At 48.5% G+C, this 21,028-nt stretch carries 25 protein-coding genes; 9 read left to right on the top strand and 16 right to left on the bottom strand.

Going from position 1 to position 21,028, the window contains the following annotated elements:
• Positions 1 to 71: 71 nt before the first annotated feature.
• Entirely contained in the window at positions 72 to 818 is a 747-nt protein-coding gene (fpr, locus tag FEK42_RS14505; protein ID WP_130258344.1) for a ferredoxin--NADP(+) reductase, read from the top strand.
• Positions 819 to 822: 4 nt separating this feature from the next.
• Here fpr and uspD read toward each other — a convergent pair whose 3' ends face one another.
• The 3 genes from uspD to FEK42_RS14490 form a co-directional block, all read right to left on the bottom strand.
• A complete protein-coding gene (gene uspD, locus FEK42_RS14500) occupies positions 823 to 1,251 on the bottom strand; it encodes a universal stress protein UspD (protein ID WP_130206622.1) in 429 nt (142 codons plus the stop codon).
• Between the two features lie 26 nt (positions 1,252 to 1,277).
• Positions 1,278 to 1,577: a DUF406 domain-containing protein gene (locus FEK42_RS14495; protein WP_032204720.1), complete on the bottom strand. Its 300-nt coding sequence runs from the start codon at positions 1,575 to 1,577 to the stop codon at positions 1,278 to 1,280.
• Positions 1,578 to 1,788: 211 nt separating this feature from the next.
• Entirely contained in the window at positions 1,789 to 2,229 is a 441-nt protein-coding gene (locus FEK42_RS14490) for a DUF805 domain-containing protein (RefSeq protein ID WP_064530283.1), read from the bottom strand.
• A 100-nt stretch (positions 2,230 to 2,329) separates the two neighbouring features.
• Between FEK42_RS14490 and FEK42_RS14485 the strand changes: the two genes are divergently transcribed.
• Together FEK42_RS14485 and tpiA are read left to right on the top strand one after the other, a co-directional pair.
• On the top strand, positions 2,330 to 2,929 hold the full coding sequence (locus FEK42_RS14485; protein WP_130206624.1) for a YiiQ family protein: 600 nt from the start codon (positions 2,330 to 2,332) through the stop codon (positions 2,927 to 2,929).
• Between the two features lie 107 nt (positions 2,930 to 3,036).
• Entirely contained in the window at positions 3,037 to 3,804 is a 768-nt protein-coding gene (gene tpiA / locus FEK42_RS14480; RefSeq protein WP_130206626.1) for a triose-phosphate isomerase, read from the top strand.
• 58 nt (positions 3,805 to 3,862) lie between these two features.
• Here the strand turns inward: tpiA and cdh are convergent, their stop codons facing one another.
• The 5 genes from cdh to cpxP form a co-directional block, all read right to left on the bottom strand.
• Positions 3,863 to 4,618 (bottom strand): CDP-diacylglycerol diphosphatase, encoded by a 756-nt coding sequence (gene cdh / locus FEK42_RS14475; RefSeq protein WP_130215256.1) that lies wholly within the window; start codon positions 4,616 to 4,618, stop codon positions 3,863 to 3,865.
• A 104-nt stretch (positions 4,619 to 4,722) separates the two neighbouring features.
• Positions 4,723 to 5,712 carry a sulfate/thiosulfate ABC transporter substrate-binding protein Sbp gene (gene sbp / locus FEK42_RS14470; RefSeq protein ID WP_135493207.1) on the bottom strand — a complete coding sequence of 330 codons (990 nt, stop codon included), beginning with the start codon at positions 5,710 to 5,712 and terminating at the stop codon, positions 4,723 to 4,725.
• A 319-nt stretch (positions 5,713 to 6,031) separates the two neighbouring features.
• The gene (gene pfkA / locus FEK42_RS14465) at positions 6,032 to 6,994 is read right to left on the bottom strand and encodes a 6-phosphofructokinase (RefSeq protein ID WP_032185626.1); all 963 of its coding nucleotides are present in this window, start codon (positions 6,992 to 6,994) and stop codon (positions 6,032 to 6,034) included.
• A 180-nt stretch (positions 6,995 to 7,174) separates the two neighbouring features.
• A complete protein-coding gene (gene fieF, locus FEK42_RS14460) occupies positions 7,175 to 8,077 on the bottom strand; it encodes a CDF family cation-efflux transporter FieF (protein ID WP_135493206.1) in 903 nt (300 codons plus the stop codon).
• Between the two features lie 148 nt (positions 8,078 to 8,225).
• Positions 8,226 to 8,726 (bottom strand): cell-envelope stress modulator CpxP, encoded by a 501-nt coding sequence (gene cpxP, locus FEK42_RS14455; protein WP_130206850.1) that lies wholly within the window; start codon positions 8,724 to 8,726, stop codon positions 8,226 to 8,228.
• 148 nt (positions 8,727 to 8,874) lie between these two features.
• On the opposite strand from cpxP, the gene cpxR reads away from it, so the two are divergent.
• Positions 8,875 to 9,573 (top strand): envelope stress response regulator transcription factor CpxR, encoded by a 699-nt coding sequence (cpxR, locus tag FEK42_RS14450; RefSeq protein WP_130206632.1) that lies wholly within the window; start codon positions 8,875 to 8,877, stop codon positions 9,571 to 9,573.
• Positions 9,570 to 10,943 (top strand): envelope stress sensor histidine kinase CpxA, encoded by a 1,374-nt coding sequence (cpxA, locus tag FEK42_RS14445; protein ID WP_000580414.1) that lies wholly within the window; start codon positions 9,570 to 9,572, stop codon positions 10,941 to 10,943. Before cpxR ends, cpxA begins: the two co-directional genes overlap by 4 nt.
• Positions 10,944 to 11,266: 323 nt before the next feature.
• Here the strand turns inward: cpxA and yiiM are convergent, their stop codons facing one another.
• The gene (yiiM, locus tag FEK42_RS14440; RefSeq protein ID WP_135493205.1) at positions 11,267 to 11,941 is read right to left on the bottom strand and encodes a 6-hydroxyaminopurine reductase; all 675 of its coding nucleotides are present in this window, start codon (positions 11,939 to 11,941) and stop codon (positions 11,267 to 11,269) included.
• A gap of 152 nt (positions 11,942 to 12,093) precedes the next feature.
• Between yiiM and FEK42_RS14435 the strand changes: the two genes are divergently transcribed.
• The gene (locus tag FEK42_RS14435; protein WP_135410660.1) at positions 12,094 to 12,984 is read left to right on the top strand and encodes a dihydrodipicolinate synthase family protein; all 891 of its coding nucleotides are present in this window, start codon (positions 12,094 to 12,096) and stop codon (positions 12,982 to 12,984) included.
• A 55-nt stretch (positions 12,985 to 13,039) separates the two neighbouring features.
• On the opposite strand, the gene kdgT is transcribed toward FEK42_RS14435, so the two are convergent.
• The 3 genes from kdgT to FEK42_RS14420 all read right to left on the bottom strand — a co-directional run bounded on the left by kdgT (position 13,040) and on the right by FEK42_RS14420 (position 15,800).
• Positions 13,040 to 14,023 carry a 2-keto-3-deoxygluconate transporter gene (kdgT, locus tag FEK42_RS14430; RefSeq protein ID WP_130259279.1) on the bottom strand — a complete coding sequence of 328 codons (984 nt, stop codon included), beginning with the start codon at positions 14,021 to 14,023 and terminating at the stop codon, positions 13,040 to 13,042.
• Positions 14,024 to 14,282: 259 nt separating this feature from the next.
• Positions 14,283 to 14,903, bottom strand: a complete 621-nt coding sequence (gene sodA / locus FEK42_RS14425) for a superoxide dismutase [Mn] (RefSeq protein WP_001361705.1) — start codon at positions 14,901 to 14,903, stop codon at positions 14,283 to 14,285.
• 156 nt (positions 14,904 to 15,059) lie between these two features.
• On the bottom strand, positions 15,060 to 15,800 hold the full coding sequence (locus FEK42_RS14420; RefSeq protein ID WP_130206640.1) for a MipA/OmpV family protein: 741 nt from the start codon (positions 15,798 to 15,800) through the stop codon (positions 15,060 to 15,062).
• A 124-nt stretch (positions 15,801 to 15,924) separates the two neighbouring features.
• On the opposite strand from FEK42_RS14420, the gene FEK42_RS14415 reads away from it, so the two are divergent.
• Positions 15,925 to 16,899, top strand: coding sequence for a LysR family transcriptional regulator (locus FEK42_RS14415; RefSeq protein WP_130206642.1), 975 nt, complete (start codon positions 15,925 to 15,927; stop codon positions 16,897 to 16,899).
• On the opposite strand, the gene FEK42_RS14410 is transcribed toward FEK42_RS14415, so the two are convergent.
• Positions 16,896 to 18,032: an HlyD family secretion protein gene (locus FEK42_RS14410; protein ID WP_138211871.1), complete on the bottom strand. Its 1,137-nt coding sequence runs from the start codon at positions 18,030 to 18,032 to the stop codon at positions 16,896 to 16,898. The two genes, FEK42_RS14415 and FEK42_RS14410, sit on opposite strands and share 4 nt — an antisense overlap.
• 5 nt (positions 18,033 to 18,037) lie before the next feature.
• Positions 18,038 to 18,361 (bottom strand): DUF3302 domain-containing protein, encoded by a 324-nt coding sequence (locus tag FEK42_RS14405; RefSeq protein WP_130206646.1) that lies wholly within the window; start codon positions 18,359 to 18,361, stop codon positions 18,038 to 18,040.
• Between the two features lie 182 nt (positions 18,362 to 18,543).
• Between FEK42_RS14405 and FEK42_RS14400 the strand changes: the two genes are divergently transcribed.
• Complete coding sequence (locus FEK42_RS14400; protein WP_130206648.1) at positions 18,544 to 18,858, top strand: hypothetical protein; 315 nt, start codon at positions 18,544 to 18,546, stop codon at positions 18,856 to 18,858.
• On the opposite strand, the gene FEK42_RS14395 is transcribed toward FEK42_RS14400, so the two are convergent.
• Positions 18,855 to 19,265 (bottom strand): type II toxin-antitoxin system HicB family antitoxin, encoded by a 411-nt coding sequence (locus FEK42_RS14395; RefSeq protein ID WP_130206650.1) that lies wholly within the window; start codon positions 19,263 to 19,265, stop codon positions 18,855 to 18,857. The genes FEK42_RS14400 and FEK42_RS14395 overlap by 4 nt on opposite strands.
• Before the next feature lie 16 nt (positions 19,266 to 19,281).
• Complete coding sequence (locus tag FEK42_RS14390) at positions 19,282 to 19,467, bottom strand: type II toxin-antitoxin system HicA family toxin (RefSeq protein ID WP_130206652.1); 186 nt, start codon at positions 19,465 to 19,467, stop codon at positions 19,282 to 19,284.
• A gap of 479 nt (positions 19,468 to 19,946) precedes the next feature.
• On the opposite strand from FEK42_RS14390, the gene FEK42_RS14380 reads away from it, so the two are divergent.
• Positions 19,947 to 21,026, top strand: coding sequence for a type I restriction endonuclease (locus FEK42_RS14380; protein ID WP_171022636.1), 1,080 nt, complete (start codon positions 19,947 to 19,949; stop codon positions 21,024 to 21,026).
• The last annotated feature ends 2 nt before the right edge of the window (positions 21,027 to 21,028 follow it).

The following is a 21,028-nucleotide window of genomic DNA, read 5'->3' as shown; positions in this document are numbered from 1 at the left end:
GTCCTTCGGGACTGGAATTTTTTTGTTCGGAGAACGAAGATAAGGCAAGTCAATCAAAACAGGAGAAAAACATGGCTGATTGGGTAACAGGCAAAGTCACTAAAGTGCAGAACTGGACCGACGCCCTGTTTAGTCTCACCGTTCACGCTCCCGTGCTTCCGTTTACCGCCGGGCAATTCACTAAACTTGGCCTTGAAATTGACGGCGAACGCGTCCAGCGCGCTTACTCCTACGTTAACTCGCCCGATAATCCCGATCTGGAGTTTTACCTGGTCACCGTTCCCGATGGCAAATTAAGCCCGCGACTGGCGGCGCTAAAACCGGGTGACGAAGTGCAAGTGGTCAGCGAGGCGGCTGGCTTCTTTGTGCTGGATGAAGTGCCGGACTGCGAAACACTGTGGATGCTGGCAACCGGTACAGCGATTGGCCCTTATTTATCAATTCTGCAATTGGGCAAAGATTTAGATCGCTTCAAAAACCTGGTGCTGGTTCACGCCGCACGATATGCCGCCGACTTAAGCTATCTGCCGCTGATGCAAGAACTGGAAAAACGCTACGAAGGGAAACTGCGCATTCAGACGGTGGTCAGTCGGGAAACGGCTGCGGGTTCGCTCACCGGGCGAATACCGGCGTTAATTGAAAGCGGTGAACTGGAAAACGCGGTTGGCCTGGCAATGGATAAAGAAACCAGTCACGTGATGCTGTGTGGTAATCCGCAAATGGTGCGCGATACGCAACAGCTGCTAAAAGAAACCCGGCAGATGACGAAACATTTACGTCGTCGACCGGGCCACATGACAGCGGAGCATTACTGGTAAGCGGTTACTTATCGATAAACGGCACGATGAGCAGGTCCGCATTCAACTTATTGATCATCCCGCGGTATGCTGGCATCAAACGGTTGATAAATGAGTGGTGATGCCCACAGACAAGGAGGTCGCACTGCTCTTGTTGCAGAATTTCAAGCAGTGTTTCCGGCATTTCTCCGCGTTCAATACGCAGTTTGGTCTTCGGCCACTGAATATTTTTCGTCAGTTTATACAGCTTGTTATCTGACTTATCTTTCAATAGTTGAAGAATATCTTCTGTTGCAGGGAAGTAAATGCCCGGATACAACTCGCTTAAGCCATCATCAATATGAATCAATGTCAGGTGAGCGTCATTATGCCTGGCGAGATCCAGGGCTTTGTTCACCAGTAAGGCATCTTCTTCATTTCCGGAAATTGCCACGCCAATGTGTTTATAAGCCATGTTTAACTCCTTCCAAAGCGACTCCATCAAGCTAACGAACGCAGGGATAACTCAAAAATAATCATCTCGGCCTGGCATGAGAAGGTGAAGGCCGCATCAAGCTCAACTTGCCCCTCCAGATCCTTAATCTTATAGGCCACACTGGCCCCTTCATCCGCAGAGGATGCAGTGGCGGCAAGCTCTTTCAGTTTGGTCATAAAGGACTCTGCTTCTTCGCGGGTGGCAAAAAAGCGCGAAAACTTACTGGTACAGTTGTCGTTATCAATCACCGTACCGATATCAATCGCACATCCTTTAGTACTGCATTTATCTACGACATCTTTCATAGGGCACCTCTGTATATTCGCCTCTCTGTCGATTACGACTTAAGAATAATGCGCCGTTAAGAGAAGAACAAACAAGTAATGATCTTATGGATTACCATTTTTTTTGATATTGCTTAAGGTGAGGAAATGAGGAGGATTTTCCGGGCATTGTCATTTCCAGCGTGGAAATAACGATCCCGGAAAAAAATAGCAATAAAAGATATATTAAAGGTTAATTACTTGATTTATTGTCAGCTTTATACTTCACATCCAGAGTATCTTTGCCAAATTTATTTTCGCCCTGCGTACCGACAAATGCGCCAAGATCAATAAGCATCATCACCAGAATCAACGTCGGGACAAAACGCCCCACCGTCCATTGCCAGACGCCCGGTAAAATCGCCCAGTTACCCGCCAGCAGCATCCACGCTACAATCATTAAAAATGCCCATGCGCCGGAACGCCCGCGATCGTGCAGTCGTTTGACCGTTACTGCCGCTGTCGGCCAAAGTAAGCACACCAGGCAAAACGCGGCGGTCTGGATATCGAGTAAGTTTTTACCTGCCAGTGAGAAAAGCACCAGCATGCCAACGAACCAGAGGCCAATCCAAATCCAGAAATCACGGCGCCCAATACGCCCTTTAAACGAGAATAACCATTGCTGTATGGTCATGTAAGTTCCTTGATGGTTGTCTTTTCCAGGATTCTACCCTTTTGACAAGGGAGACAGATATCGTTTTAATCGGAGCCAGTCATAACAAAAGGTACTGTCGATGAAGCCAGGGTTTACGCTGTTTTTTCTCTTATGTTCTGCATCAGCCGTTAGCACAACGGTGCATGCACAAACACCAGGTACGGCGACCACTGCGCCCTATCTGCTTGCTGGCGCCCCTACCTTCGATCTCTCCATCAGCCAGTTTCGAGAAAACTTTAACAGCCAGAACCCCAACCTGCCACTGAACGAGTTTCGCGCCATCGACAGCAGCCCCGACAAAGCCAATCTGACTCGCGCCGCCAGTAAAATTAACGAGAACTTGTATGCCTCTACGGCGCTGGAGCGTGGCACTTTAAAAATCAAAAGCATTCAAATTACCTGGCTACCAATCCAGGGACCAGAGCAAAAAGCCGCCAAAGCAAAAGCTCATGAATACATGGCGGCGGTGATCCGCACACTCACCCCGCTGATGACCAAAACACAAAGCCAGAAAAAGCTACAGTCGCTCCTTACTGCGGGGAAAAACAAACGTTATTACACAGAGACAGAAGGCGCACTGCGCTATGTTGTCGCGGACAACGGCGAAAAGGGACTGACCTTCGCTGTTGAACCGATTAAGCTGGCGCTATCTGAATCGCTTGAAGGGTTGAATAAATGACAAAAAGCAAAGCCTTTCCAGTGATGAATCTCTATACTGTTTCACAGACCTGCTGCCCCGCGGGGCGGCCATCTTCCTTTATTCGCTTATAAGCGTGGAGAATTAAAATGCGACATCCTTTAGTGATGGGTAACTGGAAACTGAACGGCAGCCGCCACATGGTTCATGAGCTGGTTTCTAACCTGCGTAAAGAGCTGGCAGGCGTTGATGGCTGTGGCGTTGCAATCGCGCCACCAGAAATGTACATCGATATGGCGAAGCGTGAAGCTGAAGGCAGCCACATCATGCTGGGTGCGCAGAACGTGGATCTGAACCTGTCCGGCGCATTCACTGGTGAAACCTCTGCTGCTATGCTGAAAGACATCGGCGCACAGTACATCATCATCGGTCACTCTGAACGTCGTACTTACCACAAAGAGTCTGACGAACTGATCGCGAAAAAATTCGCGGTGCTGAAAGAGCAGGGTCTGACTCCGGTTCTGTGCATCGGTGAAACCGAAGCTGAAAACGAAGCGGGCAAAACTGAAGAAGTTTGCGCACGTCAGATCGACGCGGTACTGAAAACTCAGGGTGCTGCGGCATTCGAAGGTGCGGTAATCGCTTACGAACCAGTATGGGCAATCGGTACTGGCAAATCTGCAACTCCGGCGCAGGCTCAGGCTGTTCACAAATTTATCCGTGACCACATCGCTAAAGTTGACGCTAACATCGCTGAACAAGTGATCATCCAGTACGGCGGTTCTGTAAACGCGTCTAACGCCGCAGAACTGTTCGCTCAACCGGACATCGACGGTGCGCTGGTTGGCGGTGCTTCTCTGAAAGCTGACGCCTTCGCAGTGATCGTTAAAGCTGCAGAAGCGGCTAAACAGGCTTAAGTCTGACTGGTGCCGGATATCGCATCCGGCACTTAGCTTTCCTCAACAACTCCTCGCTTTAACGCAAAATCTCACACTGATGATCCTGAAGTTCCTCGGCTGAAGCACGATTCAGCGTCAGCAGATTGCGCTGCGTCGCCAGCAATACAAACGAGTTATCACTCTGCCGCACCATCGCCAGCGCGTAACTGCCCATATGTTCCCGTGCCTCTGGCACTTCTTCTGCCAGCATCATAAACGGACTCCGTTTTACCAGCTCGCTTTCAGTTACCCTACGTGCCAGGTATTCATGCCCACGCAGCCCTCCGGGCAGCGGTAACCAACGGGTGCTGATATTCGCCAGATTATTATCCAGTTGTTCGCGCACATCAGGACGAATACAAGAGATATGAATATGAAAATGGTTTTGCGTGCGCCCGGTACGGGAGTTAATCGCCAGAGATACCGCGCGATCGGGGACTGGCTGGCCGTATTTTTTGCTCATAAAATCACGCGCCTGCCAGGCTAACCAGAAGAAATTAGGCGTTGAAGGATCGGTTAACAATGGACTTTCAGTGCCGTTAATACGATACGTTGGCATCAACAAATATTGCAGAGGACCGTTGAGGTCTTTTAAAACCACATATCCGGCATTGGGTTTGACTTCCGCACATGGCGAAGGGTTTTGGTTTTGCTGCTGGTTGGGTAAACATTGCTCAAGGGCAATCTGGCGCAACGTGTCCGACTCTTCACCGGTCAATTTCCAGTAACCAATGCCTGCAGCAGCAACAGCGATAACCATCATCGCTAAAAAAAGAAGACCTGCTTTTTTCATCTTTTTTTCCCTGTACCTCAAAGAGATGCAAGGGTAACGCAAAATCGTGACAAATAAAAAACCCGGTCGCGAGATGCCACCGGGTCTGATTGCCTTCAACAAAATTAACGTTTGCTGATTTGGTCAAACGTACCGCCGTTAGAGAAATGCTCTTTTTGCGCTTTCGTCCAGCCACCGAACTCTTCATCAATGGTGAATAACTTCAGCTTCGGAAAGGCATTTTCATATTTTTTCGCTACCTGAGGATCGCGCGGACGATAGTAGTTTTTAGCCGCAATCTCCTGGCCTTCTGGCGAGTAGAGATAGTGCAGGTAAGCTTCCGCCACCTCTTTAGTGCCTTTTTTCTCTACCACTTTATCGACAACTGACACCGTAGGTTCTGCGAGAATAGATTCGCTCGGCGTGACGATTTCGAATTTATCTTTCCCCAGTTCATTCGCCGCCAGCAGAGCTTCGTTTTCCCAGGCAATCAGCACGTCGCCAATGCCGCGCTCAACAAAGGTATTCGTTGAACCGCGCGCACCGGAATCCAGTACTTCGACGTTTTTATACAACGACTGCACGAATTCCTGCGCTTTTGCCTGATCGTTGTTGTTGTGATGCAAGGCGTAGCCCCAGGCGGCCAGGTAGTTCCAGCGAGCACCACCAGAACTTTTCGGGTTCGGGGTGATCACCGAAACACCAGGCTTAATCAAATCGTTCCAGTCGTGAATCTGCTTCGGATTACCCTTGCGCACCAGGAAGACAATGGTAGAAGTATAAGGTGCGGAGTTATCCGGCAGACGCTTGACCCACTCTTTATCGATACGACCACGTTCAGCAATGGCATCCACGTCATAGGCTAGCGCCAGCGTGACGACATCAGCTTCTATGCCATTGATTACCGACGTCGCCTGTTTACCCGAACCGCCGTGCGACTGGCGAATCACCACGTTATCGCCGGTTTGCTGTTTCCAGTGGGCGCTGAAGGCTTTGTTGTACTGCTCGTACAGTTCGCGCGTTGGATCATACGAAACGTTAAGAAGCTGAATATCCTTTGCCATAACGCTGGTCGCTGCCAGTAATAAAGTTAACCCTACGCCCCACTTGTTCATCGCCCGGCTCTCTTATGTTGTGTTGTGATGAACAAAGCGTGCCAGAAAGGGATTCAAACATTAAAGAATAAAAAAAGATTGGCTATAACTTGCGGGTATATATGGGGGAGTTAAAAAGGCGGAAGAAATCCGCCTCATATTGCTGACAAAGTGCGCTTTGTTCATGCCGGATGCGGCGTGAACGCCTTATCCGGCCTACAAAAGCTTGCAAACTCAATAGATTGCAGAATTCATGTAGGCCTGATAAGCGAAGCGCATCAGGCATTTTTGCCTCTGTCATCGGTTTCAGGCTAAAGAAATCTGCCTTTTTCCGAAATCATTAATACAGTTTTTTCGCGCAGTCCAGCCAGTCACCTTTGAACGGACGCTTCATGTTTTCGATAGCATCGATGATGTCATGGTGAACCAGTTGTTCGTTCTGAATACCTACGCAACGACCACCGTAGCCTGCCAGCAGCAGATCGATAGCGTAAGCGCCCATACGGGAAGCCAGAATACGGTCGTAAGGTACCGGGGAACCACCACGCTGGATGTGGCCCAGCACAGTTGCACGGGTTTCACGGCCAGTTTCTTTTTCGATGAAATGAGCCAGCTCGTCGACGTCACACATATGTTCAGTGATCGCCACAATCGCGTGTTTTTTACCTTTCGCGATACCGGCTTTGATTTCGTTTACCAGATCGTCACGGCTGAATTCAACTTCCGGAACCACAACGAATTCACAGCCACCAGCAATAGCCGCAGCCAGAGTCAGATCGCCACAGTAGCGGCCCATCACTTCCACCACGGAAATACGTTGGTGAGAAGAAGAGGTGTCACGCAGACGGTCGATAGCTTCAACAACGGTGCTCAATGCCGTGAAGAAACCAATGGTGTAGTCAGTACCTTTGATGTCGTTGTCGATGGTGCCCGGCAGGCCGATGCACGGGAAGCCCATTTCGGTCAGACGCATTGCCCCCATGTAGGAACCGTCACCGCCGATAACCACCAGCGCGTCGATACCACGTTTTTTCAGGTTTTCGATAGCCACGGCGCGGATGTTCTCGTCGCGGAATTCCGGGAAGCGCGCAGAACCGAGGAATGTACCACCACGGTTGATCATGTCAGACACGCTGTAACGGTCTAGCTGTACCATACGGTCTTCATACAGACCCAGATAGCCGTCATAAATACCCATTACTTCCAGACCTTCTGTCAGCGCAGAACGAACAACCCCGCGAATTGCGGCGTTCATGCCTGGCGCATCACCGCCGCTTGTCAACACACCGATTTTCTTAATCATGACTACCTCTGAACTTTGGAATGCAAAATGAAATCTGTTGCCGGAAGTCTTCTTGCACATCGAAGTGATCCAACGAATGTACAAATAGTATAACAATCACTTCCTGCTGAATTGATTCAGGTCAGGCCAAATGGCGGTATTTTATACACAAAATGCGGGTCTGGCTCTCTTTTGTACGGATTATGAAAGCGTAGACCGTTTACTCTCCCTGGGTACGACAGAACAAGGATCCTGATGGATAATCACATCTGAACCCGGAAAACGCCGTAAAATAGCCTGCTCTACCTGATCCGCCACCATATGTGCCTGAACCAAAGGCAGAGAGTCTTCCATTTCCAAATGAATCTGAATAAAGCGGGTCGGCCCTGACTGCCGCGTGCGAAGATCGTGAGCGCCGCTAACTCCCGGCCAGGAAGTCACGATATCAATAATTTCCTGTCGTTCGCCATCGGGCAGCGCACGATCCAATAATGACTGGACCGCCTCATACCCCATGCGTAACGCGCTATATAAAATATAGATGCCGATTCCCAAAGCAAACAGGGCATCAGCACGATGCCAGCCGTACCAGGACAATCCCAGCGCCAGCAAAATCGCGCCGTTCATCATAACATCAGACTGATAATGTAGCATATCTGCCCGCACTGCCTGGCTTTGCGTCCGGCGAACGACCCAACGCTGAAACGAGACAAGAATAATCGTACAAATTAGCGCCACAATAGTCACGATAACCCCAATACCCGGGTCTTTCATCGGTGTCGGAGAAACCAAATGCTGAATACCGGTCAAAAACAGGAACAGCGCGGAGCCGGAGATAAACATACTTTGCGCCAGCGCGGCGAGCGATTCAGCTTTACCGTGACCAAAGGAGTGATTATCGTCGGCAGGTTGCAGTGAGTAACGCACGACCAATAAGTTAGTTAATGACGCGCCGATATCCACCAGCGAATCCACCAGCGCAGCGAGAATACTCACTGATCCGGTATACCACCATGCAAAAATTTTAATCAGTAATAACAGCGAAGCCATCGCCGTTGCAGCAATCGCTGCCCGACTGACCAGCTGCCCATAAGATTGATTCATAAATACTCCCGCTATCAACTGACGGTAGTATAACGGATGCAAATCATCTGCAATGCATCAAGTAACAGGCAAATTGCGGATAAAAAAAACCCCCACATCATGTGGGGGAAGACAGGGATGGTGTCTATGGCAAGGAAAACAGGGTTTACTACTGGGAACGTGAGTTGCTACTACTCAATAGCTTCAACGATGAACTTTTTTGCCATTGCGTCACGTCGCGCAACTGTTCCATTCGTTGTTGATGTTTCTTGTTTAAAACCGCTTGCTGCTCCGGCGTTAACAGGCGATACATTTGGTTGCGGACTTTTGCCATCTCAACCTGACGAGCTATTTGCTCGTTCGCCATTTTTTCTGCCTGTGCGCGCACAGCGTTTTCATCAAAATTTTCTGCGGTGACAAGGCGATGCATTGTCTCCAGTTCGCTAACATTAACAGGTGGCTGTTCGTGCCGGGCCTGTTGCATAAGATCTCGCATCTGCTGACGCTGATGTTCGGTTAAACTTATGCCGTCGAACATATGGCTCTGCGTACTGCGCTGCGTAAGTTCTTCTCCCGGATGCCAGTTATCGCCTGAACCGACTTCAGCAGCGTGGCTTAATGAACTGACTGCCAGCGTTGAGGCCATGACGGCAGCGGTAACTATGCGCATCATTTGCTCCCAAATCTTTCTGTCGCGATTCAACGATAGAGAGTTTACGATTCAGGCTGCAAACATGCGTCAGGGGGTGTAAAACAACGTAAAGTCATGGATTAGCGACGTCTGATGACGTAATTTCTGCCTCGGAGGTATTTAAACAATGAATAAAATCCTGTTAGTTGATGATGACCGAGAGCTGACATCCCTGTTAAAGGAGCTGCTCGAGATGGAAGGCTTCAACGTGATTGTTGCCCACGATGGGGAACAGGCGCTTGCTCTTCTGGACGACAGCATTGATTTACTTTTGCTTGATGTGATGATGCCGAAGAAAAATGGTATCGATACGCTGAAAGCACTTCGCCAGACACACCAGACGCCAGTCATTATGTTGACGGCTCGCGGCAGTGAACTTGATCGCGTCCTCGGCCTTGAGCTGGGTGCGGATGACTATCTCCCGAAACCGTTTAACGACCGTGAACTGGTTGCGCGTATTCGCGCGATCCTGCGCCGTTCGCACTGGAGCGAGCAACAGCAGAACAGCGATAACGGTTCGCCGACGCTGGAAGTTGATGCCTTAGTGCTGAATCCAGGCCGTCAGGAAGCCAGCTTCGACGGGCAAACACTGGAGTTAACCGGTACTGAATTTACCCTGCTCTACCTACTGGCGCAGCATCTGGGTCAGGTGGTTTCTCGCGAGCATTTAAGCCAGGAAGTGCTGGGCAAACGCCTGACGCCTTTCGACCGTGCTATCGATATGCATATTTCCAACCTGCGTCGTAAGCTGCCGGATCGTAAAGACGGTCATCCTTGGTTTAAAACATTGCGTGGTCGCGGCTATCTGATGGTTTCCGCTTCATGATAGGCAGCTTAACCGCGCGCATCTTCGCCATCTTCTGGCTGACGCTGGCGCTGGTGTTGATGCTGGTTTTGATGTTACCCAAGCTCGATTCACGCCAGATGACCGAGCTTCTGGATAGCGAACAGCGTCAGGGGCTGATGATTGAGCAGCATGTCGAAGCGGAACTGGCGAACGATCCACCCAACGATTTAATGTGGTGGCGTCGCCTGTTCCGGGCCATTGATAAGTGGGCGCCACCAGGCCAGCGTTTATTACTGGTGACCACTGAAGGCCGCGTGATCGGCGCTGAACGCAGCGAAATGCAGATCATTCGCAACTTTATTGGTCAGGCCGATAACGCCGATCATCCGCAGAAGAAAAAGTATGGTCGCGTGGAACTGGTGGGTCCGTTCTCCGTGCGTGATGGCGAAGATAATTACCAACTGTATCTGATTCGCCCGGCCAGCAGTTCTCAATCCGATTTCATAAACTTACTGTTTGACCGCCCGCTATTACTGCTGATTGTCACCATGCTGGTCAGTACGCCGCTGCTGTTGTGGTTGGCCTGGAGCCTGGCAAAACCGGCGCGTAAGCTGAAAAACGCTGCCGATGAAGTTGCCCAGGGGAACTTACGCCAGCATCCGGAACTGGAAGCGGGGCCACAAGAATTTCTTGCCGCAGGTGCCAGTTTTAACCAGATGGTGACCGCACTGGAACGCATGATGACCTCCCAGCAGCGCCTGCTTTCTGATATCTCTCACGAGCTGCGCACGCCGCTGACGCGTCTGCAACTGGGTACGGCGTTACTGCGTCGTCGTAGTGGTGAAAGCAAGGAACTGGAGCGTATTGAAACCGAAGCCCAGCGTCTGGACAGCATGATCAACGACCTGTTGGTGATGTCACGTAATCAGCAGAAAAACGCGCTGGTGAGCGAGACAATCAAAGCCAACCAGTTGTGGAACGAAGTGCTGGATAACGCGGCATTCGAAGCGGAACAGATGGGCAAGTCGTTTACGGTTAACTTCCCGCCAGGGCCGTGGCCGCTGTACGGCAACCCGAACGCCCTGGAAAGTGCGCTGGAAAACATTGTTCGTAATGCTCTGCGTTATTCCCATACGAAGATTGAAGTGGGCTTTGCGGTAGATAAAGACGGTATCACCATTACGGTGGACGACGATGGTCCTGGCGTTAGCCCGGAAGATCGCGAACAGATTTTCCGCCCGTTCTATCGTACAGATGAAGCGCGCGATCGTGAATCTGGCGGTACAGGTTTGGGGCTGGCGATTGTCGAAACCGCCATTCAGCAGCACCGTGGTTGGGTGAAAGCGGAAGACAGCCCGCTGGGCGGTTTACGTCTGGTGATTTGGCTGCCGCTGTATAAGCGGAGTTAAACTCCGCTTTTGTAGATCGGATAAGGCGTTTACGCCGCATCCGGCGTCTGAGCATGATGCCTGATGCGACGCTGATAGCGTCTTATCAGGCCTACTCTCTACTACGCAAAGGGCAGCATTTGTGGCCAGATAAGACGTTTACGCCGCATCCGGCGTCTGAGCATGATGCCTGATGCGACGCTGATAGCGTCTTATCAGGCCTACTCTCTACTACGCAAAGGGCAGCATTTGTGGCCAGATAAGGCGTTTACGCCGCATCCGGCATTTGAGCATGATGCCTGATGCGACGCTGGTCGCGTCTTATCAGGCCTACTCTCCGGGGGTTATTTCCCCCACAACCGCCGCGAATTATCTTCAATCTTGCCGCTAAGTCGGCGTTTCTGCATCGTCCGCGTCCAGCTTTTCGATAGCCCGGCTGCGGAAAGCAAGCGGTGATACTGCTCATCATCAAACGGCATATGCCATGCGATGGCGGCAGCCTCTTGCACGGTCACATCGCTAACGCGGGAAACCAACTCCAGCGGAGCATCAGCAGATACCAGCCCCGGCGCAATCACGCTATATAGCCAGCCGACTTTACCCGTGTTTTGCATCAGCTGAGCTATATCACTGATATCAAAGTGGTAATTGAGTTTGTAGCACGGGGAGCGCGGCTGGGTGACCTGAATCAACGCCTCTCCCCAGCGGAAAATATCGCCAATATAAACATTACTTTCCGTCAGGCCGTCGGTTGAGAGGTTTTCACCAAAAGCTGGCGCAACAAACAACTCTGCCTGTTCCGGAAATTCCCGCGCCCAGTAGAGATAATGCTCGCGAGGATAATGACACAGCGCCCTGTCCGGCCCACCGTGAATCTTTTTCTCTGCCTGTTCGTCGCCTTCCAGCCCCAGTTCTGTCAACATTAACTCGCCATCGACCTGGATTTTCGCAATTGCACTTGGACGGCTTTCCGGATAATCCCGAATGTTGCCTGTGTATACATCAACCGGATATCGCATCTGTTCCCTCTCCACCGAGAAATTTCCCCATTAGACCATATTTATTTTACGTCAGGCGCGCAAAATGAGAGCACGGTTCACATGACAAAACTGTAGACATGTTATCAATGAGATGTTTTTGAAACACCATTTCATTATGAGGAGTTTACAGCGTGGCTGATAAATCACTGTTTTCTGGCGTCTGGTGTCCTTCCATCACGCCGATGGATAAAGACGGGAATGTAGACCTTAACGGATTGAAGCAGCATCTGCAGCGACTCACTGACGCTAATATCGATGTGATATTGCTAATGGGAAGCATTGGTGAGTTTGCCTCCTTCACCCTGGAAGAGAGGCTCATGCTTATTCGTGAAGCACGAGCCATGAGCAAGCTAAAAATGGTGGCCAACGTCTCGTCCACATGCACGCATGATGTACTGATTATGGCGCAAGAAGCGTATCGCACGGGCTATGATGCAGTGATGATCCTCCCGCCTTATTACTACGGCCAGACGGCGAAGCAATTATTAAGCTATTTCCGCCATCTGGGTCGCGAATTACAGGGCAAATGGTTCGCATATAACTTCCCGGCGCGGACCGGTTGTGATTTAACCCCAGACCTGGTCGCCACACTGGCGAGTGAGTTTCCTGAGTTTGCCGGAATTAAAGATACCGTCGATTGCCAGTCACACACCCGCAGCATGATTCAGGCAACTCAGGCTGTGCGTCCTGATTTTGCGGTGCTTTCGGGGTATGACGAATATTTCATTCCTAATTTGCTGGCTGGCGGTGCGGGGATAATCTCTGGCTTAAATAACGTTATGCCAGAGCTGTTTGTCGAAGCCCGCGAAGCCTTCAAACGCGGCGACCTGGCAGCTTTACAAGATATTCAGCAACAGATCGGCACCTATATGTCCATCTACGCCATCGGTGAAGATTTTGTCACCACCATCAAGACGGTGGTATCACGTAAGTTTGGTTACTGCACAGGAGTGTCGCGCAATGCCGGTGGGGAGTTAACAGAAAGCGAATGTCGGACGATTGATGAGGTATTTGTTATTTAAGGTAAAACGCCGGATGAACGTCAATTCATCCGGCGATGATATGGAATAAGAGAGGTTATTTCACCGTACCCAGAATTTCGATCTTCGCCACTCTGGCTTTGGCTTTACGTGACCAGACAGAGGTAAGAATTGGCACCAGAATCGACGTCACAATTACCGCCGTCGCCACCAACGAAGTTGCCGCAGGCGCCATCGGTTTAAAGGCCGGGATCATTTCCGCAATCAGTACCGGCGTTGCCACTGCGGCCCCGGCAGAACTGGAGGCGGCAATTCCGGCGGTGCCATCGCCACCGCCAATCAATTTATCGGCAATAATCAACGGAATACCGGTCACGATAATCACCGCCACACCCAACAGGATCCCCAACAAACCGGTCTGGGCAATCACGGTTAAATCAATGGTATTGCCCAGCGCGAAGGCAAAGAACGGAATCAGCGTCTGCACCGCTTTGCTAAAAAACTCGCGTAATTCAGAATCAAGGTTCCCCAGCGCGAACCCCACCAGGAACGGCAACACTGCGCCAACGAAAACATGCGGTTCAAACGAAGCAATCCCGGCGGTTCCCAGAATAATCATCGTCATTAGCGGACCAGATTCCAGCGACATCAACACAAATGCCCCGGCCTCTTCTTTGGTGCCGTACTGTTGCATGATAGAGGCATACAGACCGCCGTTGGTCATGTCCATTGCCGCCACCAGCGCCAGCGTTGAAAGCCCGGCAAAAAATCCAACTTCGACACCGTGCTCAGGAATAATGCGCGAAGCAATGGCCGCAACCACCCACGCAACGGCAATTTTGGTTACCACCAGCGTACCGGATTTACGCAACACTGTTCCCGTCGCGCTTAATTTGATAGACGCCCCCATGCAGAAAAACCACACCGCCAGAATTGGCACCGTGCCAGTAATCATCCCGTTGGTGAATGATCCAAAATATTTCCCCGCCCCCGGCGAGAAAGTATGACACAGTGCGCCAAGGAACAGCGGGATGAGCATCATCCCCCCCGGGATTTTCTCTATCGTGCGTTTTATCTGCATTTCCATCACCTGTTGGCATATTTTTATAGGCTGATGCGAGGTTCCTTAACGGAGCATCAGTGTTGATGGAAACGAAGATAGACATTCATCACGGCAATAAAAGTGATCAACACCACACCAATTGAAACGTCGTTTTAATTTTATAGGATCATTGTTTTTCTTTTGAAATTGATCACAAAAAAACCACCGTTATGCACGATGGTTTGTTTTTTATGCTGACAAGAGGCGTAAACGCCTCATTGCAGCAGGCAAGATGCGATTATTTTTTCGCCGCGAAACGTGCCGCAGCTTCATCCCAGTTCACTACGTTCCAGAACTCTTTGATGTAGTCCGGACGACGGTTCTGGAATTTCAGGTAGTAAGCGTGTTCCCACACATCCAGGCCCACAATCGGGAAGCCGGAAGCGCCAGAAATGGCTTCGCCCATCAGCGGGGAGTCCTGGTTAGCAGTAGAAACCACCGCCAGTTTATCGCCTTTCAGCACCAGCCATGCCCAGCCGGAACCAAAGCGGGAAGCTGCCGCTTTTTCAAATTCTGCTTTGAAGTTATCAACGGAACCGAAATCACGTTCGATAGCCGCTTTCAGATCGCCCTGCAGGGTGGTGCCTTTTTTCAGACCTTTCCAGAACAGACTGTGGTTAGCGTGACCGCCAGCGTTGTTGCGCAGAACGGTTTTTTTGTCTGCTGGCAGCTGGTCCAGTTTGGTGATCAGCTCTTCAACCGGCAGGTTAGCGAATTCTGGCAGGCTTTCCAGCGCCGCGTTGGCGTTGTTGACGTAGGTCTGATGGTGTTTGGTGTGGTGGATTTCCATAGTCTGCTTATCGAAGTGCGGTTCCAGGGCATCGTAAGCATACGGCAGGGATGGCAGGGTATAGCTCATATTCATCTCCAGTATTGTCGGGCGGCCGATTGTTAATGCCGCGTAAGCAGTTGGTTCATTATAGTTAATTAAATGATATTGAAAATGATTATCAATGCCGTACTTTTCATAGGGGAATGCCCGAGATGATTCCGGTCAGTTTTTCTACCCAGTCAATTAAAAACGCCAACTCACGCCGGTGACAAAAGTAAAACTTTCATTACGGTCAATCATTGGGCTGTTAGTGATCTCTTCTGGCAGCTCACTGTATCCGGCACTCGCCATTAATACGACGTGTTCTCCGATGGGGTATTTTGCCGTCAGGCTGACATAAGGCACCCAGGCATCCTGCGCGGTATAACTCGCCAGACCGCTGCGACGAGACTCGCTCTCTGAAATGCCATAGTAATAGTCACTGAAATTCTCGTCATAATAGAGAACGCCAAGAGCAGGTGTCAGCGACAGGCGACCTATCTGCATTTTGTGGAATAACGATAACTCACCTACCCAACCGTTACTGTTATCCAGAACATCAGCTGCCGCAGAAGCTTTCACGGTCCCCCAACGCTCATGGTGATACCAGGCAACTCCCGCCATTGCCGTACTGTCACGCTTATCGAGTTGTTGCATAGCATGGTCGTCATTATCGGCAGGATCAAATTCCAGCGGCATCCAGGATGCAGTCAGGCTAAGTTCATTTTTTTCACTTTGCGACAGAATAAAACCCAACGTCGTCTGGCGGACATAAAAAGAATCGCCCTCATAACTGATCAGCGGAATTGCTTTGGTATTTTCATTATAACCGCGATAAGGCGATTCATTATAAACTGCGCCAGCACCAACAGATAATTCTGCGGCAGTTGCACTTGCCATAAAAGGCATAAAAAATAACGCCACAATATTGCGGTTAATTAACATGTCCGACATTCCATTTTAAATTAAGATAAAAAAGAGTCGGCATAGTAATACTTACAATTTCTCCGGTGCAAGATTCATATTTATATAGTAATATATAAAATTATATATAAATTGGACTGTTGCGATGACAAAATTACAACTCAAGTACCGGGAGTTAAAAATTATCTCGGTAATCGCTGCCAGTGAAAATATCAGCCATGCGGCCACCGTGCTTGGCATCGCGCAGGCCAATGTTAGTAAATATCTTGCTGATTTTGAATCAAAAGTTGGCTTAAAAGTCTTTGACAGAACCACACGGCAATTGATGCTGACGCCTTTTGGCACCGCGCTATTACCGTACATTAATGATATGCTCGACAGAAACGAGCAGCTTAATAATTTTATTGCAGATTATAAGCATGAGAAACGTGGTCGGGTTACCATCTACGCACCAACTGGCATTATTACCTATTTATCCAAACACGTTATCGACAAAATTAAAGATATCGGTGAAATCACCTTATCGCTAAAAACCTGCAATCTTGAGCGCAACGCCTTTTATGAAGGTGTCGAATTTCCCGATGATTGTGATGTTTTAATCAGCTACGCGCCGCCAAAAGATGAATCGCTGGTTGCCAGTTTTATTACGCAATATGCAGTAACCGCCTATGCCAGCCAAACTTATCTTGAGAAACACCCCATTAGCCGACCAGACGAACTTGAACATCACTCCTGTATTTTGATCGACTCGATGATGATCGATGACGCGAATATCTGGCGCTTCAACGTCGCCGGAAGTAAAGAAGTACGTGATTATCGTGTTAAGGGAAATTACGTCTGTGACAATACTCAGTCGGCGCTGGAGCTGGCGCGAAATCACCTGGGGATTGTGTTTGCGCCAGACAAAAGTGTGCAGAGCGACCTGCAAGACGGCACGCTGATCCCCTGCTTCCAGCAACCGTATGAATGGTGGCTGGATCTGGTGGCTATCTTCCGTAAACGGGAATACCAGCCCTGGCGGGTCCAGTATGTGCTGGATGAAATGCTGCGTGAAATTCGCCACCAGCTTGCTCAGTCGCAGCAACTGCGGCCTGAACAAGCGGCGGAAAACAAAGATTAATGGTCGAGATAAAGGTAATGCACCCAACTGGTCATGCGTAACAGCACTTTGCGCATAACCGAAACATGGCTGAAATGATCAGAGTAGACCGCCACCTGGGCGTAAATACCGTCTGGTAAAGCGCTCAAATCTGTATGCTCATCCAGTTCAATGGTCGCGATAACGCCATCTGAACCCGGCGCTGTGTTTAACGACTGTAAAGTGCCGGTCGACTGATAAGCCCCGCCGGGAACGGCTGGACTGATGGCTGCCAGCTTACCGCTGAAGACCTTACCTGGCAGGGCATTAAACACCACTTCCGCATCATCGCCGGGGGCCAGGCGCAGCAAGGAGTTCTGGCGGAACTGCGCCACAATTTGTCGTTTCTGATCGGGTATAAACACCATCACCGGACGTAGCGGCAGCGACGCGGCATAGGTACCCGGACGAATCAGGACCTGGGTCACGTAACCGTCGCTCGGCGCACGCACTACCGTCTGCTCAAGGTTATATTTTGCTTCCGCAAGCTGCGCTTTCAGGCTGGCGATTTGTGAATGTTCCCCCAACACCAGGCTATCCAGTTGGCTCTGGATCTGTTTTTGTTCCGCCGCCGATGACTTCACTGAGGCTTCCTGCGCCAGATAATTTTGCCGCGCCACATCGATATCCCGTTCTGAAAACGGGTTTACTTTCGCCTGGCTGCCGCGTGCGTAACGCTGGTACTCTTTAGCGAATTTATCCCGCGTGACCTTTGCCTGCTGGGTATTCGCCGCCATCTCATCTAACTCTGCCCCCAATGCCCGCTGTTTATGTTCTGCGGTGACGATATCCGCCATCAGTCGATCCACCCGCGCCTGATAACGCGTCGGATCCAGTCGAAATAGCACTTCGCCTTTTTTAATCAGCGTATTTTTCTTGTCCGTCACTTCAATTACTACACCCGTCACCTGCGGAACAACCGGAATGGAAATAACCGCTTTTTGCGCTTTAAAGGTGTATGGATGGTTATAGTTCATTAATAGAATTAAGCCGCTGACAATAAATATGCCGCCCAGTGCCGCAGTAGGGATGGTCCATTTATTCACGGGAATTTTAAAAATCTTAAACATTGCCCATGCGAAAGCCACATAGGTCAAAATAATCAGTAAATCCATAAATATTACTCGGCAGAAGGAGCTTTCATGTCGGCGAGCTGTTTCTCCAGCCCGGCAATGCGCTGTTGTAGTTGCATAACGGATGAATCATGGCTTTGCATTCCCCATCCCCGCTCCGGGCGGTAAAGCGTGGCCCAAATCCACAAAAAGGGCCAGATAACGTGCAGCGTAAACAAACTCACCCAACCGGCAACATGAATGGCATCGGCATGAGGATGGTTGCGTTTTTTCGCTATCAGGTAGGGAATATCATGTAAAATAATAATCCCATAGAAGATTACCAGGAATACAAAAATAAGCACTCCCAGTGCAAAATAATCCAGAAACATATTTCCCTCAGAGAATATAAAAAAGAACAATTAACGCATATTATGAAATGCCATGATGCAGTGCAATTTCCTTATTTATATAACGACATATTGTTTTTTATATACTTTCTGAATTGTGCTGCCTAGCTTTTAAACAGGTCGAGGCTTATCATATTGAAAGAATGGAACTATTGGCCAAACTAATGAATAACTCCAGTAAAACATCCACAGTACAGATTAAGCGTATTAAACCTTCAATTATCTACCGTTTATTATTGATTGGTCTCGGAACACCAATGGTGATTTACGGCCTGGTTTGCGGCGTTTTAGGCATGTTTGGCTACGATCAGGTCAGATGGAACGACACCGTAATCCACGGCCTGCTGGCCCTGCCCGCAGGAATGCTTGCAGGCCTGTCAGTCAGTGTGTTCCTCACCGTGGTGATTGGCACTATCGCTTGTTTTGGTTTGTGGTTGTACAGCCTGGTTCGCCCGCTCACCATCGAAACACGAGATTAAACTCCTGGCAAAACACGCCGGGCAGCTTCTGCCAGAAATGCACTTCTGTTGGCGTAATCAGGGTTATTGCGCACGTAGGTATCAATCTTGTTCAGTAACCTTTTCGGCATCGTAATATTGATACGTTCAGCCCGACCTTCGAACTGATTCATATTGATATCCACCAGCAACCATTGCCCGCCAATAAAGTCCTGTGCCTGCTGAGCCAGATGTTCGTCTACGGAGCCAGGAAGAGGCAACTCTTCATTCATCTCGCACAAGGTTTCAAAGTGTGCGACCAGTGCACTTCGCGCATCCTGGAAAGCGTCATCAAGCGTATCCCCGGCAAAATAACAGCCAGGAACATCAGGGAAAAAACCGCTGGCGCTACCGTCGGAATCGCTATGGATATAGGCGGGATAAAACATATTGCCTCCTGAAATTTTAAAATGTTAAACCAGCCTGACGCTCAATTTGTGCCAGCGTACCTAGCTTAATATCTTTTTTAGGATGCGGGACCGTCACCAGGCCCGGATGAACAGGATGGCGAAACTGATGATGACTGCCGCGGGTTCGAATATGTTCCCAGCCATGCTGTTTCAGGATGGCGATCACGTCTGCACTTTTCACATCCCTGTCCTTCCATGATTATACATACGATACACATATAATTAGCGATAGCAATCACGATAGCGCGATTTATAGAGGCCGTCAGGTGGCTAAAATTGATTCAGGAATGTCGCTCGGAAGAAGAATAACCACGTGCAGTAACTTGTTGAAAAAATGCGAGGAGACTCGCAATTTACGTATAACTCATAGTATTAGGCGTTAAAAAACCTTGTATTAGATTATCCATGCGATATCGAAGCCAGTCTTGCTATAGCTCCAACTCGTATTCATAGAACGTTTAAAATAACTAATAAAAGAATAACAGACATTGTTTTATTTTCTTGATAAATATCAAGCTTGTTTCACCATTGTATTTACAATGTGCAAACATTATTTTTTGTGTTATACATTAACTATGACCAATGATAAAACGTTAATATATAAATATTTTCTATATTTTTATAAAGCGCATTTTTATTAAATATATAAAAGGAGTTATAATGTCTATGGTGTTTATAGATAAGCTGAATTCATTATCCACAAAAATAAAACAACAAGCCGGGGTCATTGAAACTGAGGAGGCTACCAAAAATGCTTTCGTAATGCCGTTCATTAACAATGTGTTAGGTTATGATGTCTTTGATCCTACCGAAGTTATCCCAGAGTTTGTATGTGATATTGGAACGAAGAAAGGTGAAAAGATTGACTATGCGATCTTAAAAAGTGGTGAGGTTCAGATTCTCATTGAATGCAAAAAAATCGGCGATCCTCTAAATATAAATCACGCTTCACAGCTTTTTCGATACTTCCATGTAACAAATGCAAGAATATCTATTCTAACCAATGGACAAGTTTATAAATTTTTTACTGATCTAGAAGCGCCTAATAAAATGGATGAAAAACCATTTCTTGAGATAGATCTACTTGACTTAGATGAAACAGTTGTTCCCGAGATAAAGAAACTTACTAAATCAGCATTTGATTTGGAATCAATAATTAACGCTGCAGGTGAATTAAAATATGTTAGTTTAATTAAAAAAGTTCTCCATACACAAATGAATAATCCTGAAGAGGATTTTGTAAAATTCTTTGCAGCAAGAATTTATGAAGGTATGTTAACACAAAAAGTAAAAGATACATTTGCAAAATTAACAAAGAAAGCTGCCAATCAATATATTAACTCTCAAATAAACGAAAGATTGAAATCGGCAATAGGTGGTGGTTCATTATCTGTAATTGATTCTAATTCACACAATGAAGAAGTAGAATGTATTAATAAAGAAGAAACCGATATTGCTACTACTATGGAGGAGCTTGAAGGATTTCATATTGTTAAAGCTATAGTTCGCGTAGTGCTTGATGCACCACGAATAGTCCACAGAGATACAAAAAGCTATTTTGGTATACTTGTAGATGACAATAATCGAAAGCCACTCTGTAGATTACATTTCAATCGAAATCAAAAATATATTGGCCTATTTGACTTAGAGAAAAACGAAACCCGCCATCCTATTGAATCTCTCGATGATATTTATTCTTTCAGCGATGAGTTAAAAGCGACTGCCGCTTTATACAACTAAAA

This window comes from Escherichia sp. E2748 (genome assembly GCF_005781125.1).
Taxonomy (GTDB): domain Bacteria; phylum Pseudomonadota; class Gammaproteobacteria; order Enterobacterales; family Enterobacteriaceae; genus Escherichia.
This window is presented reverse-complemented; position numbering and strand designations above follow the sequence as displayed.